Source organism: Virgibacillus proomii (assembly GCF_900162615.1).
Taxonomy (GTDB): domain Bacteria; phylum Bacillota; class Bacilli; order Bacillales; family Amphibacillaceae; genus Virgibacillus; species Virgibacillus proomii.
On the sequence record NZ_FUFN01000010.1, the window covers coordinates 1491447 to 1516635 of the forward strand.

General features: G+C 36.0%; 22 protein-coding genes and 1 pseudogene. 20 read left to right on the forward strand and 3 right to left on the reverse strand.

Features of this window, described 5'->3' with window-relative positions; genetic code table 11:
• Nucleotides 1–39 precede the first annotated feature (39 nt).
• On the reverse strand, nucleotides 40–957 hold the full coding sequence (locus BN1066_RS14425) for a LysR family transcriptional regulator (protein ID WP_077320156.1): 918 nt from the start codon (nucleotides 955–957) through the stop codon (nucleotides 40–42).
• A 244-nt stretch (nucleotides 958–1201) separates the two neighbouring features.
• Between BN1066_RS14425 and hpaB the strand changes: the two genes are divergently transcribed.
• The 14 genes and pseudogenes from hpaB (at nucleotide 1202) to BN1066_RS14495 (ending at nucleotide 16326) form a co-directional block, all read left to right on the forward strand.
• Nucleotides 1202–2668, forward strand: coding sequence for a 4-hydroxyphenylacetate 3-monooxygenase, oxygenase component (gene hpaB, locus BN1066_RS14430; RefSeq protein ID WP_077320157.1), 1467 nt, complete (start codon nucleotides 1202–1204; stop codon nucleotides 2666–2668).
• Nucleotides 2669–2873: 205 nt separating this feature from the next.
• Nucleotides 2874–3347, forward strand: a complete 474-nt coding sequence (locus BN1066_RS14435; protein ID WP_077320158.1) for a flavin reductase family protein — start codon at nucleotides 2874–2876, stop codon at nucleotides 3345–3347.
• 59 nt (nucleotides 3348–3406) lie between these two features.
• A complete protein-coding gene (gene hpaE, locus BN1066_RS14440) occupies nucleotides 3407–4909 on the forward strand; it encodes a 5-carboxymethyl-2-hydroxymuconate semialdehyde dehydrogenase (protein WP_077320159.1) in 1503 nt (500 codons plus the stop codon).
• Nucleotides 4910–4923: 14 nt separating this feature from the next.
• On the forward strand, nucleotides 4924–5904 hold the full coding sequence (hpaD, locus tag BN1066_RS14445; protein WP_077320160.1) for a 3,4-dihydroxyphenylacetate 2,3-dioxygenase: 981 nt from the start codon (nucleotides 4924–4926) through the stop codon (nucleotides 5902–5904).
• Between the two features lie 383 nt (nucleotides 5905–6287).
• On the forward strand, nucleotides 6288–7163 hold the full coding sequence (gene hpaI, locus BN1066_RS14450; protein ID WP_245799849.1) for a 2,4-dihydroxyhept-2-ene-1,7-dioic acid aldolase: 876 nt from the start codon (nucleotides 6288–6290) through the stop codon (nucleotides 7161–7163).
• Between the two features lie 281 nt (nucleotides 7164–7444).
• Complete coding sequence (locus BN1066_RS14455) at nucleotides 7445–8233, forward strand: fumarylacetoacetate hydrolase family protein (protein WP_077320162.1); 789 nt, start codon at nucleotides 7445–7447, stop codon at nucleotides 8231–8233.
• A complete protein-coding gene (locus BN1066_RS14460; protein ID WP_077320163.1) occupies nucleotides 8230–8988 on the forward strand; it encodes a fumarylacetoacetate hydrolase family protein in 759 nt (252 codons plus the stop codon). The genes BN1066_RS14455 and BN1066_RS14460 overlap by 4 nt, the downstream gene beginning before the upstream one ends.
• A gap of 24 nt (nucleotides 8989–9012) precedes the next feature.
• Nucleotides 9013–9396: a 5-carboxymethyl-2-hydroxymuconate Delta-isomerase gene (locus BN1066_RS14465; protein ID WP_077320164.1), complete on the forward strand. Its 384-nt coding sequence runs from the start codon at nucleotides 9013–9015 to the stop codon at nucleotides 9394–9396.
• A 211-nt stretch (nucleotides 9397–9607) separates the two neighbouring features.
• The gene (locus BN1066_RS14470; RefSeq protein WP_077320165.1) at nucleotides 9608–10285 is read left to right on the forward strand and encodes a GntR family transcriptional regulator; all 678 of its coding nucleotides are present in this window, start codon (nucleotides 9608–9610) and stop codon (nucleotides 10283–10285) included.
• 502 nt (nucleotides 10286–10787) lie between these two features.
• Nucleotides 10788–11831, forward strand: coding sequence for a TRAP transporter substrate-binding protein (locus tag BN1066_RS14475; RefSeq protein ID WP_077320166.1), 1044 nt, complete (start codon nucleotides 10788–10790; stop codon nucleotides 11829–11831).
• Between the two features lie 5 nt (nucleotides 11832–11836).
• Nucleotides 11837–12325: a TRAP transporter small permease gene (locus tag BN1066_RS14480; RefSeq protein ID WP_077320167.1), complete on the forward strand. Its 489-nt coding sequence runs from the start codon at nucleotides 11837–11839 to the stop codon at nucleotides 12323–12325.
• On the forward strand, nucleotides 12315–13619 hold the full coding sequence (locus BN1066_RS14485) for a TRAP transporter large permease (protein ID WP_077320168.1): 1305 nt from the start codon (nucleotides 12315–12317) through the stop codon (nucleotides 13617–13619). Before BN1066_RS14480 ends, BN1066_RS14485 begins: the two co-directional genes overlap by 11 nt.
• A 1124-nt stretch (nucleotides 13620–14743) precedes the next feature.
• A pseudogene (locus BN1066_RS14490) lies at nucleotides 14744–14854 on the forward strand (7-cyano-7-deazaguanine synthase); the annotation flags it as partial.
• A gap of 305 nt (nucleotides 14855–15159) precedes the next feature.
• Complete coding sequence (locus BN1066_RS14495; protein WP_077320169.1) at nucleotides 15160–16326, forward strand: hydroxymethylglutaryl-CoA synthase; 1167 nt, start codon at nucleotides 15160–15162, stop codon at nucleotides 16324–16326.
• A gap of 622 nt (nucleotides 16327–16948) precedes the next feature.
• Here BN1066_RS14495 and BN1066_RS14500 read toward each other — a convergent pair.
• A complete protein-coding gene (locus BN1066_RS14500; protein ID WP_077320170.1) occupies nucleotides 16949–17401 on the reverse strand; it encodes an SRPBCC family protein in 453 nt (150 codons plus the stop codon).
• Between the two features lie 470 nt (nucleotides 17402–17871).
• On the opposite strand from BN1066_RS14500, the gene BN1066_RS14505 reads away from it, so the two are divergent.
• The 3 genes from BN1066_RS14505 to BN1066_RS20335 all read left to right on the forward strand — a co-directional run bounded on the left by BN1066_RS14505 (nucleotide 17872) and on the right by BN1066_RS20335 (nucleotide 19918).
• Nucleotides 17872–18750 carry an ABC transporter ATP-binding protein gene (locus tag BN1066_RS14505; RefSeq protein WP_077320171.1) on the forward strand — a complete coding sequence of 293 codons (879 nt, stop codon included), beginning with the start codon at nucleotides 17872–17874 and terminating at the stop codon, nucleotides 18748–18750.
• Nucleotides 18747–19451, forward strand: coding sequence for a hypothetical protein (locus BN1066_RS14510; RefSeq protein WP_077320172.1), 705 nt, complete (start codon nucleotides 18747–18749; stop codon nucleotides 19449–19451). The genes BN1066_RS14505 and BN1066_RS14510 overlap by 4 nt, the downstream gene beginning before the upstream one ends.
• 290 nt (nucleotides 19452–19741) lie before the next feature.
• Entirely contained in the window at nucleotides 19742–19918 is a 177-nt protein-coding gene (locus BN1066_RS20335) for a hypothetical protein (RefSeq protein WP_179104408.1), read from the forward strand.
• Between the two features lie 1031 nt (nucleotides 19919–20949).
• Here BN1066_RS20335 and BN1066_RS14515 read toward each other — a convergent pair.
• On the reverse strand, nucleotides 20950–21378 hold the full coding sequence (locus BN1066_RS14515) for an Hsp20/alpha crystallin family protein (protein ID WP_077320173.1): 429 nt from the start codon (nucleotides 21376–21378) through the stop codon (nucleotides 20950–20952).
• Nucleotides 21379–21653: 275 nt separating this feature from the next.
• On the opposite strand from BN1066_RS14515, the gene BN1066_RS14520 reads away from it, so the two are divergent.
• The 3 genes from BN1066_RS14520 to ectA all read left to right on the forward strand — a co-directional run bounded on the left by BN1066_RS14520 (nucleotide 21654) and on the right by ectA (nucleotide 25184).
• Nucleotides 21654–22823, forward strand: a complete 1170-nt coding sequence (locus tag BN1066_RS14520; RefSeq protein WP_077320174.1) for a hypothetical protein — start codon at nucleotides 21654–21656, stop codon at nucleotides 22821–22823.
• A gap of 51 nt (nucleotides 22824–22874) precedes the next feature.
• Entirely contained in the window at nucleotides 22875–24119 is a 1245-nt protein-coding gene (locus BN1066_RS14525; RefSeq protein WP_077320175.1) for a metal-dependent hydrolase family protein, read from the forward strand.
• 507 nt (nucleotides 24120–24626) lie between these two features.
• On the forward strand, nucleotides 24627–25184 hold the full coding sequence (ectA, locus tag BN1066_RS14530; RefSeq protein WP_245799801.1) for a diaminobutyrate acetyltransferase: 558 nt from the start codon (nucleotides 24627–24629) through the stop codon (nucleotides 25182–25184).
• Nucleotides 25185–25189 lie beyond the last annotated feature (5 nt).

Genomic DNA, 25189 nt, shown 5'->3' on the forward strand with positions numbered 1-25189 from the left:
TTATCCAGTTTAACTATAAATAAATGATATGGAATCATTTTACCGGACTTTTTGATTACACACTTCAACATGTTCGCATTGCTTTTTTTCCTGAAACAGTTTTATAAATCGTTTCGCACTTTTAGGTAAGTAACGATCCTTTAGCCAAACTAGCGCTGATTTAGAAATAAACGTATGGCCTTTAATCGGAAGTTGTTTTAATCCACTAAAGTGATGTCGATAAAGTGTGGACTCAGGAATAATCGTTGCTCCAACTTCTTCACTAACTAACTGAAGTATCATATCAACATCCGGACATTCGCAAACAATTTTTGGAGTTAACTTGTATTTATAAAACTGCTCCAAAATCAATTCATATTGTCCGATACCACTTATCCGATGCAGCAATAATAATGGCAGCTGACTCAGCTGCTTCATGGTTATGCTTTCAAAAGACCCTAACCAGCTTTCCGGAATTACAGCTACATAGTTTTCATCTGGAAGGGGATGAATCGAAAACTTATCCATGTTAATAGGCAGGCGAATGATAGCTACATCAATTTCTCTATGAATTAATTGTTCTGCAAGAAGCGAAGAATCACCCTCTTTTAAATGAAAATGAACGTTAGGATATTTTTTTTGAAAAGCTTTCAGTTGCTTCGGTATATGATTGAAGCATGTCTTTACACAACCGATGGATAATGTACCCTTTATCCCGGAACCAGTGTCTTTTACTTCTGTAATCGCCTCTTCAAGATATTGAAAAAGGATGTCCGTTTTTCCATAAAGGATGTTTCCAGCTTCTGTTAGTTCCATTTTTCTTCCATTACGCTCCATCAGCCTTACCCCTAATTCCTCTTCTAATTCTTTAAGACTTTGACTTAAGGGTGGTTGAGCCATATGGAGCTTTTGTGCAGCACGGGTAATTTGCCCTTCCTTAGCGATCGTCTGAAAGTAACGCAATTGCCTTAAATTCATTCCATACCTCCTGTTTTTGAAAGCTTTTTTGTAGATTTATATATGATAGCAATATATCTAAGTTAAAAGTATATAATTTTCATATCGATTATTAATGAAATAGATATTATTAATATAGTAATAATTATGGTATTATTCAAATTAAAAGTATTATTCAGATAATAGGGAGGGAATAATACCAAATATAACGTATGCGAAGGATGTTGTTGTTAGCGCTTACGAAATAAATGAGGGAGGGAAATATATGCCGGCTAAAACAGGGCAACAATATATTGATCGTTTAAAGAAAGCAAAAAATAATGTTTATATTCATGGAGAACGTGTTGATGATGTGACAGAACATCCAGCTTTTAAAAATGTGATTCAATCCATGGCAAGATTATATGATATGCAGTATGAAAAACCAGAGAAAATGTTATATACGTCACCAACAACCGGTGATCCAATCGGAAAAACATTTATGGTTCCGTCAACGGTTGAAGATTTGATAGAACGCCGGGAAGCGATTATGGATTGGCAATGTTTTACAAAAGGATTAATGGGCAGATCTCCTGATTACTTGAATGCAGATGTGATGGCGATGGGGCAGGCTAGTGAATTTTTTGCTGAAGGAGATCCGATGTTTGCAGAAAATGCGAGAAACTACGCGGAATTTGCTAGAGAAAATGATATTAGTTTAACTCATACACTAATTCATCCACAAGTAAACCGGGCGAAAATTCAGGCGGAACAAAAAGATGCGAATGTCGCCTTGCATGTTGTGGAAAAGAACGATAATGGTGTCATTGTTGATGGGATTCGGCTACTTGCAACACAGGGAGCCATCACAGATGAGATTTTAGTATTTCCTTCAACTGTCAAAAAATCTGGAGAGCTTGACGATCCCTTTTCCTTAGCATTTGCCTTGCCGAATAATACACCGGGATTAAGGTTTTTAAGTCGGGAAGCTTTTATATTTGGCAGTAATAAATATGATCATCCATTAAGCGCTTCTTTTGAAGAAGGGGATGCGATTGTAGCATTTGATCATGTGTTAGTTCCATGGGATCGAATCTTTGTATTGGAAAATTCGTCCATTTGTAATCGGGCTTTTATAGAAACCAATGCCGTCGTTCATATGACACATCAAGTGGTAGTAAAAGATATCGCCAAAACAGAATTTTTACTTGGTGTCGTACTCACACTGATGGATTCCATTGGAATTGATGGCTTTCAACATGTAAAGGATAAAGGAACCGAAATTATGCTGACATTGGAGACGATGAAGTCTCATCTGTTTCGCGCAGAGCATAATGCCAAAATAGATAAGTGGGGGATGATGACTCCTGACTTTACTGCGTTAGATGCTGCTAGAAACTGGTTTCCACGTGTATATCCAAGAATGGCTGAAATTGTTAGGATCCTCGGAGCTTCAGGATTAATGGGAATTCCAACCTATAAAGACTTTGAAAATGAAGAGATTGGCCCCATTTTGCACCGTGCCATGCAAGGGAAGAATGTGGAAGGATACGAACGTGTACAAATTTTTCGTTTAGCATGGGATTTAACGATGAGTGCATTTGGCGCAAGACAGACACATTATGAATATTACTTCTTTGGTGATCCTATTAAAATGGGAATGGCTTATTTTGATAAATATGATAAAGAAACATATAAAGCCCAAGTGCGAGAGTTTTTAAGCAGCCAAAAAATCGATACGTTAACACTTTAGTTTTAAAAGAAGATTACTGATAGAAGGAAAGGAGCTTAATCACCTGTCATTATTGTCTTATACGGAAGGATAAAAAGCAGAATTTCGAGACTTTGCTGCGTCATTTTACTGATTTTCGAATACCTTCTTATTAAAAGTATAGAAAGTAAAGATAACAAAATGATCATGAAGCTTCTCAAAAGTAGATAAAAAGGAGGGTATAGACATGGAAAGTAGAGCTTTTCGCAATGCTATGGGGCGGTTTGCTACTGGAGTGACAGTGATTACGACAAATGCAAATAAAGAAGTTCATGGAATGACAGCGAATGCGTTTATGTCGGTTTCACTAGACCCGAAATTGATCACGGTTTCCATTGATAATCGGGCAAATATGCTAAACAAAATCAACTGTTCGGGTAAATTTGCAGTTAATGTACTATCAGATTTACAGCAAGATATTTCTATGCACTTTGCTGGTCAGGCAAAAAAATACGATGAAATTCCTTTTGCAATGTTTTACGATGTTCCTATTATTCAGGGATCGCTTGCATCCGTTGTTTGTGAAGTAGATCGAACGTATGTGGTAGGTGATCACACACTTTTTATTGGAAGCGTAGTTGATGCTTTGTTAACCGAGGGCAACCCGTTAACATTTTATGGTGGAAAGTATGGGAAGTATCAACCAGCTGAATATGTATAACGGATCTTTCTATCATCTGAATGATATATGATTTTATATATAAAAAAGGAGCGGATAGCATGGCAAAACAACTTGCAGATCAACATACGAAAATGAAGCAACAAGTAAAAGATATACAGCTTTATATAGATGGACAATTTGTTGATGCTGAGCATAACAGAGTATTTGAAAATAGCAGTCCATTTACCAATGAAACGATCAACAAGGTAGCGATGGGAGAGCAAGCAGATATAGATAAAGCAGTTCATGCTGCAAAAAATGCATTTAAAGGGGAGTGGGGCAAGCTAAAAGTAAAAGATCGGTTAGCTTATATTTATAAAATTGCTGACCTCATTGATGAACATATTGATGAAATTGCTCCCTTGGAGTCGTTTGATACCGGATTACCAATTAGTCAAACGAAGAAAATGGTCAGTAGAGCTGCTTATAACTTTCGCTTTTATGCAGAAATGGTAGCTACACGTATGGTTGGTGAAGCTTATCAGGTTGATGATGAATTTTTAAACTATACCATTCATAAGCCTGTAGGAGTAGCAGGGTTGATCACTCCTTGGAATGCTCCATTTATGCTAGAGACGTGGAAACTTGCACCAGCACTTGCAACCGGAAACACAGTCGTACTTAAACCAGCGGAATGGTCACCGCTTACCGCCAATCGACTAGCTGAAATTATTGATAAAGCTGGTTTACCAAACGGGGTGTTTAATGTCGTACATGGTTATGGGGAAACAGCGGGTGCATCGCTCGTTGCTCATCCAGATGTAGCGCTTATTTCATTCACGGGCGAAACGAAAACCGGTTCGGAAATTATAAAAAATGGTGCTGATTGGTTAAAAAGGTTCTCTATGGAACTTGGTGGTAAATCACCAATTATTGTATTTGAGGATGCGGACATAGAACGAGCATTGGATGCTTGTACATGGGGGATTTTCTCATTTAATGGGGAGCGCTGTACAGCTAATTCCCGTTTATATATTCATGAAACGGTTGCGGAACCTTTTATCGAAAAGTTAAAACAACGAATTGTCAATATTAAAGTTGGTGATCCGTTAGAAAGCGATACACTAGTCGGTCCGTTGATTCATAAGGAACATTATACAAATGTAAAAAACTATCTCAAGCTTGCAGAAGAGGAAGGATGTGAGGTGATTAGCGGTAATATTCCACCTGGTAATGGGAACTTCATTGCACCAACATTACTTTTGCATGCAAGAAATGATATGCGAGTCGTTCAAGAAGAAATTTTTGGCCCGGTAATTGCAGCTATGACGTTTACGGATGAAGAAGAAGTAATTGAATTAGCAAATGATGTCCGTTATGGTTTAGCAGGCTATGTATGGACAAAGGACATTCAGCGAGGACATCGTGTTGCCCAAGCAATAGAATCTGGAATGCTATGGGTCAATTCACAAAATGTAAGGGATTTAAGAACCCCGTTTGGCGGAGCGAAACATAGTGGAATAGGCCGTGAAGGTGGGCATTATGCCTTTGAGTTTTACACAGAAACCCAAATTATTCATGTTGCATTAAAGGACCATTATATTCCGCAGTTTGGGAAATAGAGGAGGAGGTTTTCATGATATTTAATATCATCCGTTCAGGACGCGCTGTTTTACATGTTACTGACTTAGATAGATCAAGGGCATTTTATGAGGCGTTGGGCTTTATTGTGACGGAAGCAGATGATGAAAATATTTTCCTGCGCGGGCTAGAGGAGCATAACCATCATAGTTTGTGGTTAAAAAAGCGTATGGAGGCAGCGGTTGAAGTAATTAGCTATAAGGTCATTGCCGACGAGAATCTTGATGATTTGGAAAAACTCTTTCTTCAACAAGGGAAAAATGTGAAATGGCTTAAAAAAGGTACCCAAAAAGCAGTTGGACGCGCTCTTCGTATTCAAGATAAGGCAGGTTTACCACTTGAATTTTATGCGGAAATGGAGACAGTTGATCGTTTACTTCAGCGCTATGAATTATATAAGGGAGCTAAAGTACAGCGTATTGATCATTTTAATTGTATGGTGGCAAATGTCGAAGAAGCTTCTAACTACTATATAGATGAACTAGGCTTCGCTTGTTCTGAGTATACCGTCGATGAAAATGAAAAAATATGGGCCGCATGGTTGCATCGGAAGCCTTCGGTACACGACATCGCTTTTATGAATGGGTCTGGACCACAGTTACATCATATTGGCTTCTGGTTAAGAGATCCAATGAGTTTAATAGATGGTTGTGATGTTCTAGCTGCACTTGGTTATGGGCGAAATATTGAAAGAGGGCCAGGACGGCACGGGTTGTCAAATGCGTTATTCTTGTATGTAAGAGATCCAGATGGCCATCGAATTGAATTATACAATGGAGACTATTTAACTAGTGACCCGGATTTTAAACCCATTAAATGGGAGTTAGATGATCCAATGCGTCAGACATTTTGGGGACATGAAGCGCCAGATAGCTGGTTTGATGAGGCATCAATAGTATTAGATATCCATTCAGGTCAAAAAATACCGTTGCATGAACCTGTATTAAAGAAAAGTAAGCCGCAATTTGTTATTTAACATACTAAAAAAACATGGTTTTGGGAGAGAGATTCAGGTGCAATTGCTGTTTTGTTATAAAGGTGAACTTAGTCATAATACCTTATTCATTGAGAGATTCAACAAGCTATCTTAAGCATGAAGAAGTGTTTATCCCGCATGTAGGTTGCCGTAAACCTCGCTTCACGAATTATAGAGAATACGAAGAAAAGTTAAAGTGGGATAAACGGCACCTAAATGCCCGATTCGTTCAGAAGGCCTTTAGGTCATAGCCTTGCGGTACTAACATTCAAGGAGAAAAGCATTCCTTGAATGAAGCTTCACTTTTGAAAAATAGGTAGATAGAAAGGATGGTTAACTTGAGTAAAAATTTTACTGAAATTAAACAGCGATTACGGGGCTCAATGACCCCGTTGATTACCCCTTTTAAGGCAAATTATGAAGTCGATTATGAAAAACAGGCGGAGTTAATTGAGTATCAGTTGGAAAATGGTACTCATGCAATTTCTGTAACAGGAACATCCGGAGAACCAAGCTCGTTAAGCATAGAAGAGCGGGTAAACGTTATGGAAAATGCCAAAAAAGTAATTAATGGACGAGTGCCTTTTGCGCCAGGGACAGGTTCAACGAATCATGAGGAGACGATGTATTTAACAAAGAAGGCGCAGGAAATGGGCGCAGATGCAGCTATGGTTATCGTTCCATACTATAATAAGCCGAATCAGCAGGCATTATATAAGCATTTTAAGACAGTTGCAGACTCCGTTGATATTCCAATTATTGTTTATAATATACCTGGGAGAACTGCAGTCAATCTGGAAGTGGAAACATTAGCTAGATTAAATGAAGATTGCCCAAATATCGTTGGTGTAAAAGAGTCTAATAAAGACTTTGAACATGTAAATCGTGTCTTGCTTAACTGTGGTCGAGACTTTTTGTTGTTTTCTGGAATTGAACTGCTCTGTTATCCAATGCTTGCCATTGGAGGTGCGGGGTCTATCAGTGCAACTTCTAATGTAGAGCCAAAAAAGGTTGCTGAATTGCATAATGCCTGGGAGGAAGGCAATGTAAAACTGGCGCAAGATCTCCATTTTGAATTAATGAAATTAAATGATGTACTTTTTAAAGATACCAACCCAGCTCCAGTGAAAGCAGCGCTAGGAATGATGGGGAAAATTGAACCCGTACTCCGTCTGCCAATGGATTTACCTTCAGAGAAGTTACAACAGGAAATACGAGAAACATTAGTAGAATACGAAAAACTGTTACAATGTGCATAATTAGCTGTTTGGCAATAGAATTTTTTGACTCTTAAGCAATATCGTAGTAGCATTATTTGTCAGGATATTGCTTAAGTTTATTTTAGGGTCTAGAGTATAAGAAAAACTACAGCTTTCGCTAAAGACTTGGCGACAAGCCAAGTTTTTCTAATATGTTAAAACGGTGTGACATTTCAAGCTTAGAAGTTCATATGGAGTTGAGTAGTTGTCAAATGGTTAAACGGACCCTGCACACGAATATTTTTAAATCATTTGAAAATATAAAGAAGGGATGATATAAGGTGCAAACTGCTCGGGCTAAACTATGTGGAATTAAGCCTTATCAAGAAGTAAAGCTAAGCCTGCGTGATGAAAAAATTTCAATAGATGGAAAATTATATAACATGGAAGAAGTCAGATTTGATATTCCTGTTTCCGGTACAGTTTACGGCACATTATTAAACTATCGAAAGGCGTATAAACAGTTAGAACCGTCTATGTCGCAAGCCCCATACCATGCACCGCCAAATGCGCCCATCTTATATATAAAACCAAGGAATACCTTTTCCTCATATGGAGCAGCCATTTCATTACCTGAAGGCATAACAGAACTAGAAATAGGGGCAGCTTTAGGAATTGTTATTGGAAAAACGGCAACAAACGTAAAAGAAACAGAAGCGTTTTCTTTTATAGAGGGATATACGATTGTAAATGATGTAAGTATACCACATACTAATGTGTATCGACCGGCAATTAAAGAAAAATCACGTGATGGATTTTGTCCGATCGGCCCATGGGTAATTAGGAAGGAAGCAGTTGCTAATCCGAATGCATTACGCATATGCGTAAAAATTAATGGAGAAGTGAAGCAGGAAAATAATACGTGTAATCTGCTTCGTCCAATAGAAAAATTGCTTGCAAACGTTACAGAATTTATGACTTTGGCAAAAGGAGATGTTTTACTAGTTGGTATTCCCGAAGATCCACCACTAGCTAAAGTAAATGATCTGGTGCAAATAGAAATTGAACATATAGGAAAGCTAGAAAATAAGCTAACATCTAAAGTAGGTTGGGAAGGAGGAATAACATGAAGTATGCACGAGTTGCTTATCAAGGGCTTTTGCATGAAGCGATTGTAACAGCTACTGGAGTCAAGCTTCAGGATGGGAGGGTAGTTGGAGAAGAAGAGGTTGTTTGGCTACCACCAGTCGTGCCAAATACCATCTTCACATTAGGGTTAAATTACGCAGATCACGCCAAGGAATTATCTTTTTCAGCTGTTCAAAAAGAGCCGCTTATCTTTTTTAAAGGTCCGAATACATTGATTGGACATAATGGGAAAACGATGCGCCCTGATGACGCTACTTTTATGCATTATGAGTGTGAGTTAGCTGTCGTGATTGGCAAACAGGCCAAGCAAGTGAAAAGAGAAGATGCCTATCAGTATGTTAAAGGATATACAATCGCAAATGACTATGCGATTCGTGATTACTTAGAAAACTATTATCGGCCGAATCTTCGTGTAAAGAATCGGGACAGCTGCACGCCAATCGGTCCATGGCTTATTGATAAAGAAGATATGAAAGATCCTATGAATTTAACATTGCGTACATACGTCAATGGAAAGGTAACACAAGAAGGAACAACGGCTGATATGCTTTTAAGTATTCCGGAATTAATTGAATATTTAAGTGAGTTTATGACATTATATCCGAATGATATTATTTTAACAGGAACACCAAAAGGATCAGTAAACACGCTTGTTGGTGATGAAGTGGTTACAGAAATAGAAGGAATAGGGCAATTAGTTAATACAATTGTCGGTGAGGAGTCATTTCAAAAGTAACAAATCTAAAAGGGAGGAGCACTGATGCCTCATTTAATTATTGAATATACCGATAATATTAAAGAAGCGGCAAATATTCCTGAGTTGCTAAAAACAGTAAATGCCACATTACTTATTCATCAAGATATCATTCCAATTGGTGGACTTAGGTCCAGAGCAATTGAATTAAATAATTATCTCGTAGCAGATGGAACAGCAGATGACGCTTTTGTTCATGTAACCTTAAAATTAGGGAAGGGTAGGTCAGTGGAAGCAAAAAAACAATTATGTGATGAGGTATTTTTTGCTCTGAAGCGCCATTTTTCTTCGATCTATAAGAGACGTTATTTTGCGTTATCACTAGAACTTTATGAATTCACCTCACCTACGTATAAACTAAATAATATTCATGAGCGTTATAAAAACTAATAAAATAAGAGAGTCCAGTCAATCGAATCAAGCAATTAAGAGAAATATCTGCCATGTTAGATTATACGAAAAACGTTTCAATCTCAAGAAATCTTCTGAGCATATGACCTTACGTTGTAATAAGCAATGTTATTTGACTAGAATACAAGTGAAGAAGCTTATACAATCGGTTTTGACAATCATATATTATATAGTATATGATATATCCACTATGGAAAATCAATCGATTACAAAAAAACAAAGAGCTTATGATTATATGAAGTCGCGTATTATTGAAGGCTATTATGCACCTGGACAACGTATTGTAATTAACCAATTGGTGAAAGAGTTATTTACTAGTGCAATTCCAATTCGTGAAGCAGTTCGCCAACTTGAGGCAGAAGGCTTAATTGAATATCAAAATAATATAGGACCAATAGTTACTCCAATTAATAAAGATGAGTATTTTAATACAATGTCTGTTTTAGCAGTCATGGAAGGATATGGGACAGCTTTAAGCAGTCAACACGGCATTACCAAAGAAAAGCTGGCAGAACTATCGGAAAAAAATAACCAAATGAAGGAGGCTATCGATGAATTCAACTTCCAAAATTTTGGAAGATTAAATCGTGCCTTTCACGAGTTGATTTATGCACATTGTAAGAATACATTTTTAGTTGATGAAATTCGTCGGTTATGGATAAAGCTTGACTCGATTCGCAGAGCAGGTTCTGCTTTTCATCCAAAGCGTGCCTTAGCTTCCATTGAGGAACATGAGCAATTAATTGAGTTATTGAGGAAAAGAGCTGACTTTGAAATAATTGAAAAAGTTGCTCGAATGCATAAATTAAATACTAGAGATGCATTTAAAGACCAGAGCAATTTTGTACAAGATCGGGTATTTTTTTAGGATTTCGTATGCTAAAAGGAGCCATAAGCTCGATTAGCGGTAAAGCTTGCGATTAAGTAACAGATGTGCTCAAATGAGTCCATTGACCGGAGCGAGCAGTAAAAATATTTATAGGAAGCACAAGTATTGAAAGCTCCTAAATGATGTTAATTTTCATAAATCATTTAGGGGTTTTCTCAAACCTTGTAAATCGCACGAAAGTATAAAGTTATCATGAACATCTAAAAAAATGAAATTAATACGGATGTACTATCTCCAATTTATCGAATTATTCTAATAATTTATTGAAATTGTAAATGAAATCGTACATAATATTATATATTATGTAAACGTTTTCTTTGTGGGTGCTTCGTGTTTTAATTATCCCCCATGTAACTTGTAGTAAGTTCTGCTCTTCCATGCTAGAGATGAAACCTGAGAGGATAAGTGGAGGATAAAGGAAAAATCTCTACTGATTGAAGATTCACTTTATAAAGATAAATTTATTAATGGAGGGAGAAGGATGTCACGTCGATTAAGTTATTTTATAGCTATATGTTTCATGTTGTTACTTACGTCATGCTCACAAGGAATAGCTTCAACTGGATCAGAACATCATTTCATCATTTCGCACTTTTTGCCAGGTAATCATCCGATTCAGACAGAAGTGTTTCAAGAAATAGGTAGTGAAATAGAAGAAAAATCAAATGGAGTTATTACATATGATATATATCCTGCCAATGCATTGGGAGAAGCAGGTTCTCAGTATGATATGACTGTTACAGGGGAGGTGGATATTGCATTAAGTGTACACGGATATTCCCCTGGTAGATTCCCCTTAGTATCGATTTTAGAACTGCCATTTTTGGCTGAGACAGCGGCTCATGGTTCAGAAATCCTGGAACATTTATATCAAGAATTTCCGAGTATTCAAGCAGAACACAGTGATACGATACCACTTTATTTATTTACTGCTGACCCAGCACAACTAATCACAAAGGAGCATCCCATTCAATCACCAGAGGATTTAAAGGGTTTACGTATTCGTTCTCCCTCACCATTAGCAAACGACATTTTAGAGGTATTGGGAGCTGTGCCAGTGTCGATGCCAATGGGAGATGTTTATGAGTCAATGGAACGTGGTGTCATTGATGGAGCAATGGTTCCTTTAGAGGCGCTTTATAATTATAACTTATATGAGGTAGCTACTTATATTACAGTAGGAAATTTTTCAACTACACCATTTTTTGCGGTTATGAATAAGAATACATATGAACATTTGTCGAATGAAGAAAAAGAAATTATCAATGGGGCTACGGATCTGGAAACGTCCATAAAGAGTGGGAGTGTTTTTGATGTTGATGGAGAAAAAGGGAGAAAATTAGCAGAAGATAATGGTACGGAGATAATTGAGATAAATGAACAAATGGGAGTTGAATGGGAGCGGGCATTAGATTCCATCTCTCAAACTTGGATCAATGATATGGAGAAAAAAGGGTTTCCCGGACAGAAAATTTACAACCGGGCATTGGAGTTAAGAGATGACTTAAAGGAGAGAAAGAAGTGATGTAAATGGAGAGACTAATTAATAAATTAAATAAGCTCTCACATGTTATAGCACAAGCTATCTTGTTAGCCATGGCTGGTCTTATTACTTTAGATGTTTTAGGAAGATGGATATTTAAACAACCCATTACAGGGACGGTTGATTTCACAGAGATTGGACTAGCATTGGTCATCTTTTTGAGTTTCGCTTATACACATATAAAGGAAGAACATATTACGATAGATTTTGTAGTAGAGCAATTTTCAAAACGTGTACAATTATTATTTTCCTTTTCAATTAATTTGATCATAGCGATGTTAATGGTCATTATTACTTGGAGTACCGCTACATATGCATTGCGTCTTTATAGAACAAATACAGTAACAGGGGATTTAAATATTCCTTTATATCCAATTGTATTCTTAGCTTCAATTGGATTAGGGTTATTTGCTTTGACTGCATGTTTACATGTTTTTTACTACTGGAAAAAGGTGGTTCGTAACGATGAGTCCTGAAATGGTAGGTACAATAGGCATTCTTGCCTTAATCATTTTGTTTTTAATGAAAATTCCAGTAGGTGTTTCTCTTATATTAGTAGGTCTAGCCGGAACATCCTTGATTCGGGGTTGGGATGTCGCATTTTTTCAACTAGGGAGGACCCCTTTTGATACAGCTAGCTCATACTCTCTAAGTGTCATTCCGTTATTTATTTTAATGGGTATGATTTTATCTTATACTGGTATGGGAAAGGATTTATATCGTGCCGTAGATAGTTGGATTGGCCATTTGAGAGGCGGATTAGCGATGGCAACCATTGGTACTGCAGCTATTTTTTCAGCTATTTCTGGCTCTTTGAATGCTACTACGGCAACGGTGTCCAAAATAACGCTACCTGAAATGGAAAAATATAATTATAAACCAAGCTTGTCTACTGCTTGTGTAGCAGCGGGTGGAACATTGGGGATTTTAATTCCTCCAAGCGTAATCCTAATTTTATATGGCATTCAAACGAGAGAGCCAATTGGAGAATTATTAATCGCAGGGATTATTCCGGGGATCATTCAAGTTGTTATTTTTATGATTATTGTTGCTATTCTTGTACGTAAAGATCCTTCTTTAGCCCCTGCAAAAGTGGAGCAGTCAACTGTAATGGAGAAGTTCCATACATTAAAAAGTGTTTGGCCGTTTTTAGCTTTGTTTATCATCAGTATAGGAGGAATTTATTTAGGTATCTTCACTCCGACCGAAGCTGCTGGTGTAGGGGCAATTGGAGCGATGTTTTTTTCATTCATTTCCAAAAGGCTAAACTGGAATCGATTAAAGCTATCATTTAACGAATCGGTAAAATTAACTGCTTATATTTTTTTAATTCTCATTGGAGCTACTATATTTAGTCAGTTCATAACAATTAGTAGGCTTCCGGTAGCGTTGACACAAATGGTAGGAAACTTGGAACTAAATTCGTCTGTTGTTCTGATTGTTATTTTATTTGCATTGTTTTTATTAGGCTGCTTTATAGAAGGTTTATCGCTAATTGTACTTACTATTCCAATTATTTATCCGATTATAATAGAGTTGGGATTTAATGGGGTATGGTTTGGAATTATTATGGTCATGGCAATTAATATTGGTTCATTGACACCTCCTTTAGGAATAAGTATTTTTGTTATTAAGGGGGTTGCCAACCATATACCGATACAAACTATTTTTAAAGGAGCAGTTCCAATGATTGTCGGAATGATAATCTGTATATTCTTGTTAATTATTTTCCCACAATTAGTAACGATTTTACCTAATCTTATGCAATAAATATCTATCTTTTTTATGAAAATGAGAAAGAAGGGAAAAATACCGATGATTATATAGGTACGTGTTCCATAAGGTAATAAATAGACGTCTATTTAAACTCTCTAATAGTTGCGGCATTTGCATGAATGTCTAGGAATTTAAGCGTCATGAAGGAAAAAGGAGATATTCATTATTAAAATTCAGAAGGTTTAACAATATAGAACGATTTGAGCAATCAGCTGTGGAAATGTTACACAGCTGATATTTTCTTAATATTAACAAAAATCAATATTACTATAACCAAAATGTAATGGATGCTAATGTATACGCAGATGTTCTGACCTAAAAATTAGTTTACCGCTATAACCGCATTTCATTTAGGTTTAATAGAAAAATAGTCAATTTTATCCCGCTCCAAAGATGCCGTTAGACTAGTTATAGATAAAAAAGAAAGTCTCGGTGCAGATAACGGCACTTGAACACCCGATTGGTTCAGGTCATATCCTGCGACTAACATTCGTTGGAAAAAGCGTTCCACGGAATGAAGCTTCACTTTCTCTTATCAGAAGCTCTCTGCCCTTTGTATGCCGCTGACCGAGCGCTTCTAGCGTTTATTCCACTATAGGAAAGTATAAAATTTTAGGGTTTATCGTATAAGAAAAACTAGACCTCGCTAAAGGCTTGGCAACAAGCCAAGTTTTTCTAATGATTCAAAATAGGTAAAGTTTAGTTAGCTATTATTGTAATGTGGTAGAGGAAGTGTGTTATCCTTAACAGAGAGAATCAAAAATTAAATCTATTGAAAAAGTATTAAATTATACTAGAATAGGCCTACTAATAACAGATCCCTCTCTAACAGATAATCCAATCATTTATGTAAACAAAAGCTTTACTGAATAAAAATAGGTACACATTGAAGAATGTTAAAATGGCTTTAAATGATATAGACAGAATTATAAAGAACAGAATTACAAAGAACAGAATTACAAAGAAAAAAGATCACTTATAAAATCATGTAAAACAATAGAAGATTTAAGCATTATTCCTGATTTAGAAATTAAAGGTCGTAAGGTGTTTAGTGAGTTAGAACGTGGCTTTGAACTTGAAACGAAAAAAGAGTGCCAGAAGTGGTTAAAAGTTCTTGAAGAACATTGACTTGTTATAATGGAATTAAAGGAAGCGGATGTGGAGAATGTCCTCCCTGTAAATTAAGGAGACAAGGTCTTATAAAGTATGAAGAACAAAAACGTAAGTAGCTGTAGAAGAAAGGTATGCAAACCATGTACAACTGCTCGACCGCTTGCTTCTTCTCTTATATAGAAATGAAATTGTGGTAAGCATCGTCTAGGCATTAAATTAATTCTACAAAATCCCCCTCACTTCACCTATTAAAAGCTTGATAAAGAAAGATAGAATTTATCTTTTGGAAGCGCCATAATTGTGTTTGGCTTCGGATTGTATTATTATTTATATGTTGATCGATGTAAGAATTTAATTGTGAATTCAGTCACTTAAATATGAAGCAAAAACTAAACTATTAGTGTAAGCAAAGGAGTATATTATGAAAATAGGAATTGATAAAATTGGTTTTTATGTTCCACATTTATATGTAGATATGAATAAACTGGCAAAAGCAAGAAATGTAGATCCAGAAAAATATACGATAGGTATTGGTCAAGAAAAAATGGCAATTGCACCAATTACACAGGACTCTGTGACATTGGCTGCTAATGCAGCATTAAATATTCTGGATGATGCCGATAAGAAGAATATTGATTTTGTTATATTTGGAACGGAGACAGGTGTGGATAACTCCAAAGCTGCCGGAATATATATTCACCACCTATTAGAACTTAAGCCGAATGTAAGAACAATTGAAGTGAAGCAGGCTTGTTATGGAGCAACAGCAGGTATTCAAATGGCAAAAGGTCATATTGCATTAAATCCAGACAGCAAAGTACTAGTTCTAGCCTCTGATATCGCTAGATATGGTTTAAGAACTGGCGGTGAAGCAACACAAGGGGCAGGCGCAGTTGCGCTAGTAATTAGTAGAGATCCCCGTATCATGAAGCTTGAGGATAAAAGTGCCTTCATGACCGGCGAGGTGATGGACTTTTGGCGGCCTGTATATTCCGAATATGCCTTAGTTAATGGCAAGCTGTCGAATGAAAAATATCTTTCTTTCTTTGAAGAAATTTGGCAGACATTTAAAACTTCTACAGGCTTATCAATAAAAGATTTTGCCGCTATTTGTTACCATCTTCCATATACAAAGATGGGATTAAAGGCCCTGCGAACGATTTATGATGAGGGAACAGAAGCGGATAAAGAGCGTTTGTTAAAAAACTTGGAATACAGTAAAATGTATAATAAAAATGTAGGTAATATTTATACTGGCTCCTTATATTTAAGCTTTATATCTTTACTTGAGCATCAGAAGGATTTAGAAGAAGGAGCAAGAATTGGTTTATTCAGCTATGGTTCTGGAGCTGTAGGAGAGTTCTTCACCGGTATATTACAGCCAAACTATCAAGCTCATTTAAATCAAAAACAACATGAAGAAATGTTAGCTTCAAGAATAGAAGTAACTGTAGCGGAATATGAAAAAATCTTTGAGATGATTTTACCTAAAGATGGATCAACAGTACAGTTAGATACAGAGGCGGATCCAGCAAAAATAAAATTAGCTGGGGTAAGTGAGCATATTCGCCAATATATTAATAGCTAATAGGCATAAGTGATGAGTAAAAAACGGATTTCTCTAAACTAGAGAAATCCGTTTTTTACTGTTAAGGAAACGAAATTTTTATGGTGGATATTTTTTGAAAAGCAGCATCGTCTAGCTTGAACGCTCAAGCTGTAACCAAACTCTGATTTTCTTCCTGCGATAGCCAACATGAGTTCGAATCGAAAGGAAGGTCGACTAAAAAGCGAACTTTCCACTCAGGCGTCGGCATTTCCCTGTTTTAGAGGCACGTTTTCTTTATCCTGAGTATAAGGAGCGTACTTTTCTCATTTCTATAATTTACTTATCTTTTTGTGAACGTAATGAGAAAAACGGCTTCTAAATCCTCGATTCGTTTCGGGTCGACAGAACAGGAAAGCTACTTGAATAGACATCGCACGCAGAAAAGTGTTTTTCTTTTCAAGGACAGAAAAGCTAAGTCAGCGATACTTCGCAATTTTTTCAAGGAAAAAAGCACTCCTTGAATGAAGTTTCACTGTACGTTTCAGAATTTTGCCGTTATACGTTACTAAACAAGCGCACTTCTAGTTTTTGTTCTACATATACGATAAGAAATGATAAACTTAAAGAGACAAATAAAAAATGAGGGAATGCACCAATCAAGTTACGAAGTGGAGTAAATTTCTGTTAATTTATCTGCAACGGCTTCTGTCAACTCCTTAGTCATTTTAGGGACAAACGATTTTAAAACGGGATTTATAACAGATCCGAGCATGCCACTAGCCTTTATATTTAAATGACCAGTCATGTTGGTTTTTCTATCGCTAATCGTTTTTGCATAGAAGGATCCGCCTCCAGTAAATTTTTCACTTAAACCAATGAGATCAAAGGTTACTTTGTTAGGCTCTTGCCATTCGGTAATAATAACTTTTAACTGAACTTTTTTGTGAACGATTCCAAGGTCTCCCTTAAATGTCCAGGTTGATTCTCTTTCATTTAAAATTTCATGGTCAATATATCCGGGGATTAATGGAGCCCATCGATTCATATCGCTAACGAACTCCCACACGTCACTAATAGGAACATTCATCTCGATTTCATGCTTTCCACTAGGCATAACGTTCTCACCTTCCTTGAATTAATAATATATGGATGAAGAACACCAGGTATACCTGGCGTTACTAATTGTAATCTCAATACATTTTTTATAAAAATGAACTTGTCATTTAAAAGAATTTGAAAGAGGGGATTTACTATATGTTTTACCATACAGAAAGATAAATAAACGTCTTTGATGAAAAGCTGCGAATGTTTAAAAAAAGACGTACATAATTGTATGCAAATGAAATTTTAATAACGACGAATAAACACAGGTCGTACTGAATGATAGAGCAGTAATAGGTTAAAAAATAGAGAATTTTACGTTTATACCTGTTGCAGGTATAATGATACGTAATGACTAAGAGAAAGGCAAGTGCAATGATAGGAAGAATAATTTCCTCTCCAAATGTATCGTTATTTTAGTTTGTAACAGCAGTAGCCATAGATTTTCGACTTAATGAAATCAGCCTGAAGAGGAGAGATTTAATGGTAAAATTAATTGAAGGAAATCATATTAGAAAAATGATCCATAATAAAGATATTTTGAAAGACTTGTCCTTTTCCTTTGTAAAAGGAGAGGGAGTTGCCATTCTAGGGCCAAACGGTTCTGGTAAGAGTACGTTATTAAAACTATTAGCAGGACTGACCAAACCTACTAGTGGAACAATACATACACACGACTCTTGTAAAGTTGGCTATGCACCGGAACAATTTCCAGATGGAATAAGGTTTAGAGCTTTTGATTATCTCTATCACTTAGGAAAAATACAGGGCTTATCAAGTAAAAAAACAACGAAACGAGTAAACGATCTTCTTCAACAATTCGGAATGCAAGATGAAACGCAAGCTATAAAATATTTTTCAAAAGGGATGAAGCAGAAAGTTAGTATGATGCAGGCTTTATTAATGGGACCTTCCGTGTTAATTCTGGATGAGCCGCTGTCAGGACTAGATTTTATTATTCAACATGAACTGGAGTCGATTTTATATGACTTAAAGGAAAAAGGATTAACAATTATTTTTTCTTGTCATGATGAAGTACTATTACAACGCATTGCCAATCGAATCATCGTGTTACATCAAGGTGTATTTTCTCAAGATTACTATCCGTCATACGAAAGGCAACACCAATATGTCACTATCCGGGCTTCTGTCCCTCGAGATCGCTCGCTAATCACGCGCTTGAGTAGTCGAAGTGAAGTACGAATTATTAAAGTGGATGAAAGAACGTTTGTATTAGCAGTATATGGGGAGAAAAGTGATGATGTATTGGTAGAACTCATTCAATCCGGTTCGTCGATTTACTTCGTTCAGCAGACTTTACAAGCAAATTTTGCAAAATCCAAGGAGTGGAAGCTAACATGAAAGCTTTGATTACTTATCAACTTCGGGATTATTTAAAATCGTATAATTATGTTGCGCCTTTTAGTGTTTTTATCATCATGTTAATTGTCAATTATGCATTTTATCCGAACCCGGTTTTGGCTAGTTATGGAGTGACTGCTATTTATTTGTACATCCTAACTGCATGGGTAACGGTTACTTTTTTCCATACCGAGGATTCTATACAGGAAGGAATAACTATTATCCATACAGGCAGCGAAAATAAATTCTTTGTTAGTAAGTATCTAAGTTTATTGTTTATCACGATTGTATTTGCAGTTATTTCTGTCGTATATCCAGTTGTATTCGGCATGTTTTCTGAGCAGGTAACAATAGAATCATTAACAATTGGTTTTTTAACACATCTGTTACTAGGAGTATTAGCCATATCTATCGGTGCTTTATTTACTAGAAATATTGTTGAGACAAGGAGCAATCAATGGTTAGGAATTATATTAGTTCTTGTCGTGTCTATTTCATCGCTTGGAATTCAACAATTGCTCCCGCCATCCTGGGAATATTTATTACTTTTGATTCCTCCGATATCTGAAGTTATTGTACAAATGAACGATTCTTTAAACGTAAATGATATTCTTATCATGTACGGCTGGAGTATAGGTTATTCGAGCTGCTTAATCATCATGTTTTTCATCATTTACCAACGAAAAAAAAGGTATAAATAAGTTTCTTTTGAAAGGGTTAGTTGCCAACGGTTGGAAATAGAAGTGTAACTTTTAGGGGTCGCCACCCTTTTCTATATTTGTATCCTCTTTTTTAAAATATGTTAAGGTGGAAGCAGATGTTGACTTATCGTATTTCGATTGGTCAATCGTTATATTTCGTGCATTATTTAAGGTTTTTCCAAATCAGGGTTTACCAAATTTGTTTATCTTAGTGGTAACGTTAATTATGTTTGTTATTCCGGCTAGGATCCGTTGGCATCCTGCCTCCCATGCTATTAGTTGGGGATATATTGCTGTTACTTGTTATCGCCGACACTAAAAATTTAAACTCGCTTATTCCATGGGTGTTGATCGGAATTATTGTAAGTTATTATACGCTAGAACGTGTTGATGGTAAACGATTAAAACCAATTATTGGGGTCATTGTACTCGCTATGATTGGATTAAATTTTACTGACACTATTTAGGGAAAAAATTTAACCAGTTATTGCCAAAGTCTGCCATATTTACGATGTTCTCGGGGATCTTAGCGGTTTTGTTTACAATGGTTGATAATGCTGCGCACTGCGGGAGCGATAATGATGATTTATTTACTAGTAAAAAATGTGCCCAAAATGAATTTGTTGGAACAGATGCACGTTTCTTTTTTTACTTATGCTTTAATCAAAGTACCGTTCTATTTAAGTCTTGGGTAGATCAATAAACCGTAAACCGTCAATTAAGTTTTAATCTTTAATGGCTCCGGTTATTCTTTTTGTACAATTATAAATGTTGGAATTTTGCCAATCAACCCATAATGGATGTTAGCTGATTTGTTTTGATATTAGCTACATGGACGGAATAAATTAGTATTCAATTAATTGGTAGAAAAATTTGTTTGTTTTGTTAGGAGATCTTGACAATGTATTATATGTTAGGAAGCGTAGAAATTGATTCACTTTATAAAATGTATCATATATAATCGTGATCTTATATATCAAAAAATCTGCACGAGTTAAGTTAGGTGATGGGTGTGGGGTATCGTTTCATTTAAAGTATCTGCTCCAAAAGAACCGAGAAGTTCGGTTACGGTTTTGAGTAGAGTGATTGCAGTTACATAACAGAGGATTTAGAAGTAAAGAAAGAGGTTCGATGGATCATTTTTGTTGGTCTTTTGAGCATCCTCTTTACACATAATAGATGATCATAATAACAAGTGAAATGAAAACTTTTCCAATAAATTTCAAATCAATTCCCTCCAATCATGTTATTAAGTTACTTTCAGTTTGAGTATATCAAATGGTTGTAAAACCGGCATGAAGCTATTGTTAATTACACGTAAATAAAATTCTACAACTATTTGTTGCTTGAATTGGTAGGTTTTGATTATCGTATCTTGTATTTTCTTCATTATTAAATATCGGCATAAAAATAGGGCCATTAAACTCCTACTAACATTTAGGAGGAGTTTAATGGCCCGTATTGTTTTAAAAAAATATAAGTAACTTTCCAATATTTTTTATTCATCTGCATTATCTTCAATATCAATAAATTTTCTGCTTGAATTACTCTTTGGAATCGTTACTTTTAAAATACCGTTTCTTAGATCAGCCTTTGTTTCTTTTTCAGATATAGCAAATGGAAGGTTAACGACACGTTCTGCTTTTCGGTTATAATAGCTATCATCATGATCCTGTGAGGAATGGTCCTCAGCAGTAATCCGCAATTGGTTACCAACTATTTCCAATTTAATTTGCTCACGCTTATAACCAGGTAGCTCGGCTTCCACAATTACGTCTGAAGCTGTTTCATAGGTTCGGACTGCCAATGGTCGTTTAATTAAAGCATTAAAATTTTTAGCGGATTCATTAAAAAAAGCATCCATTTGCTCCATAAGTCCTTGAAAAGGTCCACGGTCTCCCCGTTTCCGTCTATTGTTACTTTCCACAATCAACACCTCTTTTTATCATTTTTTATTACTAATATATGCTTTTTCTTGTTTATAGTAGTGGGCGCAAAGATTTCATAAAAAAATTTTAACGAAAATTGATTTAACAAAAGAAAGCGATATCTTTATTTGTGTTATCTGTTTTTTAGTTTTATATAATAGACGGAAAAGTATATAAAATAATAAAAAAGGGAATTACCGAAAAAAACTGTATAGACAAACAATAAACCGGGCGGTATAGTAATTAGTATTATTTTTTAAAGGAGGGAATTCTCTTGCTATCCAATCCACTTATTTCTACAGTACTCATTTTTTCACTTATTGCTTTTGGTGAATGGCTCTCCATTATTTCTAGAGCGAGAATACCAATGTTACTTACTGCAATGACGGGTTTTCTTGTACCGGTATGGACAGGCGCTTTTCCAGATGATATTTTAGGAAGATCACAATTTGCGGCATTAGGAGCAATCTTAATAGGTTCTGCAATTGTTCATATGGGGACGTTGATTCCTTTTTCTTTATTGCGCTCTCAACTAAAAGCAGTTCTTATTGCTTTAGGTGGTATCATCGTATCTGGTGTAATTATTCTGATTATTATTTCTATTGTTTTTGATTATGCAACAGCAGTTGCGGGGATAGGGCCGCTAAGTGGGGGAGTTATTGCTCTAATCATTACATCGGAGGAGCTCGCTGCTATTGGACGATCCAGTCTCGTGGTTATTCCAGCATTAATTGTTGCATTTCAGGGAGTTTTAGGCATGCCAATTGCGTTGAATTTTATGCGTAAATATGCCTTGAAAATGCAAAAGCAATTAGATGCAGGTACATTTATTCCGATGAGTTCAAGTATGAAACAAGGGGAAGAAGCTGCATCTAACCAACTAATTAGCCCCCTTAAAACAAATATTACTTTGAAATTATTTTACGTATTTTTAGGTGCTGGGCTAGGTGTTTTTTTAGGAGAAATAACGCCTATTCATTATAGTTTATGGTGTTTAGCTATTGGGGTAATTGGCTTAAAGTTAGGCATGTTTGAAAGCAGGTCACTGGAAAAAGCAAATTCATTCTCAATTACAATGGTGGCAATTATATTTGTAGTTATTGGTACAATGGCTGATGTGACACCAGAAGAAGTGCTACAGAATTTGCCTCGTATTCTAACAATCTTACTGATAGGAACAATTGGAATTATGTTAGGCGGTTATATAGTGTCAAAGATAGTGAAATGGGATCCATTAAAAGGTATGCCTGTTGCGTTAACGGCACTTTTTGGATTTCCAGGAGACTACATTTTATGTGAAGAAGTAAGCAGAAGTGTAGCTAGGAATAAGGAAGAAGAAAAATTAATTTTTAACGAACTGCTTGCACCAATGGTAATTGGTGGTTTTACCACAGTTACTGTTGCATCCGTTATTATTGCTGGTTTGTTAGTACAAACATTGTAACTCAGAGAAAAAAGGGTTTTTCTCTTTAATAATATAGGGGAGGAAATGATGATGACAAGGCTACTCATTAAAAATGGTCTATGTATTGATGGAAAAAGTAGTGAACCCAAAACGAATTGGATCGTAGTTATCGATGCGGAAAAAATAGTTTATTTTGGGGAAGAAGCAAGCTATTTATTATCTGGTGATGAGACAGTTATGGATGCCAATGGAGGAACGATCCTTCCAGGATTTATCGATACACATGTACATATGATGTTGGAATTCTCACCGATTGCCGAGCGACTAGCTACTCCATTTTCATTTATGTATTATCAAGCAGCACAGTATTTAAAAACAACTTTACAAGCTGGGGTAACTTCTGTTAGAGATGCTTTAGGAGCAGATCTCGGGATAAAGAAAGCAATTGAAGATGGACTTATTCCTGGTCCTAGAATGCAATTAAGTATTAATGCTTTAACGATTACAGGAGGACACGGAGATGGGTATACGGTGTCTGGAAATATTATTGATTTATTGCCATCCGATTATCCTGGGATGCCAAATGGAAAATGTGATGGGATAGAAGAAGTTCGGAAAAAAACAAGAGAAATGTTGCGTGCGGGTGCGGAAGTAATTAAAGTTCATGCTACTGGTGGGGTACTAAGTGCTACTGATCACCCGGAATTTACTCAATTTTCACTGGAAGAATTAAAAGTGATTGTAGAGGAAGCGCGTTTTCGTAAAGGTGTAAGGGTAATGGCACATGCACAAGGTACAGAAGGGATTAAGAATGCTGTGAAAGCAGGCGTACAATCCATTGAACATGGAATTTTTATTGATGAAGAAGCGATTGAATTAATGCTTGAGCATGAAACGTTTTTAGTTCCGACCTTATTAGCTCCGGTAGCCGTTTTAGAAACAGCTGAGGAAGCAGGAATGCCAGTTACAGCTGTTGAAAAGTCGAAAGAAGTAATTGAACAACATCATGCAAGTATTGCAAAATCTTATCAAGCTGGTGTTAAAATAGCGATGGGAACAGATGCAGGTGTGATGAAGCATGGAACGAATTTACGAGAGCTTGGATTAATGAAAGATATTGGTATGACACCGATGGAAACAATTATTGCTTCTACGAAAACAGCAGCAGAGTGCTTGGGCTGGCAATATAAACTGGGAACGTTAGAGACTGGAAAGCTGGCAGATATTATAATTGTAAAAGGAAATCCACTAGATGATATATATTCACTGGCGGACAATGAAACTATTCAAGTAGTCATCAAAAATGGAAAAGTTGAAAAAAATACACTCGAATAAAATTACGGAATAAATGTGATGCTAATTCAAATGAAAACCTTCCTTTAAGTTTAGATTATCTTGATTTTAAAGGGAGGTTTTCTGTAGTTGTTAACGATTACATGGTGGATAACTAGTTCGTCTAGAAGAAAACATTTCTTAAATGAAGCTCACTGTATTGCTTCAGAAGTTCTACCATTTGTACACGACTAACCAAGGCTTTTTCGCTTTTGTTCTGTAGTTGAAATTTGTTTCATTAGAATGAGTATACCAATTAGAGAAAATGGATTACTTGTAAAGTAATTAAGAGGGAAAACTCAAAAAAAATGTAGAATTTTGTAGAATCAAACATCGAATTTAAACAACTGCCCTATTATTTAGAATTTTTGCTAGCTATTGTTAAAGGATTGGTCTTTATATAACCATAACCATAGCTGAGCACGTTTAATGGGGTGATATCAAGCTTAAAACGTTTTGAGATTTGTACCGATTATTTATAAGCTTATATAGAAGCTTATTTTACATTAGTTGGGAGGTGAAAGCATCCAAACAACAATTTGGACGACGTCAACTGAAAATAAAGAGAAACAAGAACTAACTTTTCGCATGCCTACAAAAGATGACGGGGCTGCAGTTTGGGAGCTAATCAAGCAAATTGGTAAGCTCGATCTTAATTCTTCTTATAGCTATATCCTTTGGTGTGATATGTTTTCAAAAACATCCATCATTGTCGAGAGTGAAGAAGAAATAGTTGGCTTTATATCTGGGTTTGTCCATCCAGATAAACGGGATACGTTATTTATTTGGCAAGTTGCTGTAAAAGCTTCACAACGAGGAAAAGGATTAGGGACAAAGATGTTGATGAATTTGTTAAATCGTGAGCATCTAGAGGAAGTTAATTATCTTGAAGCTACGGTAACGCCTTCCAATTTACCTTCGCAATATTTGTTTTTAGGCTTGGCGAAAAAGCTAAATACAGAATGCGTTGTTGGAAACTATTATTCTTCTATTGATTTTCCAAGAACAGGACATGAGGATGAACAGTTGTATAAAATTGGCCCTATTCAAAAGGGAAATAACAAATAAAAGGA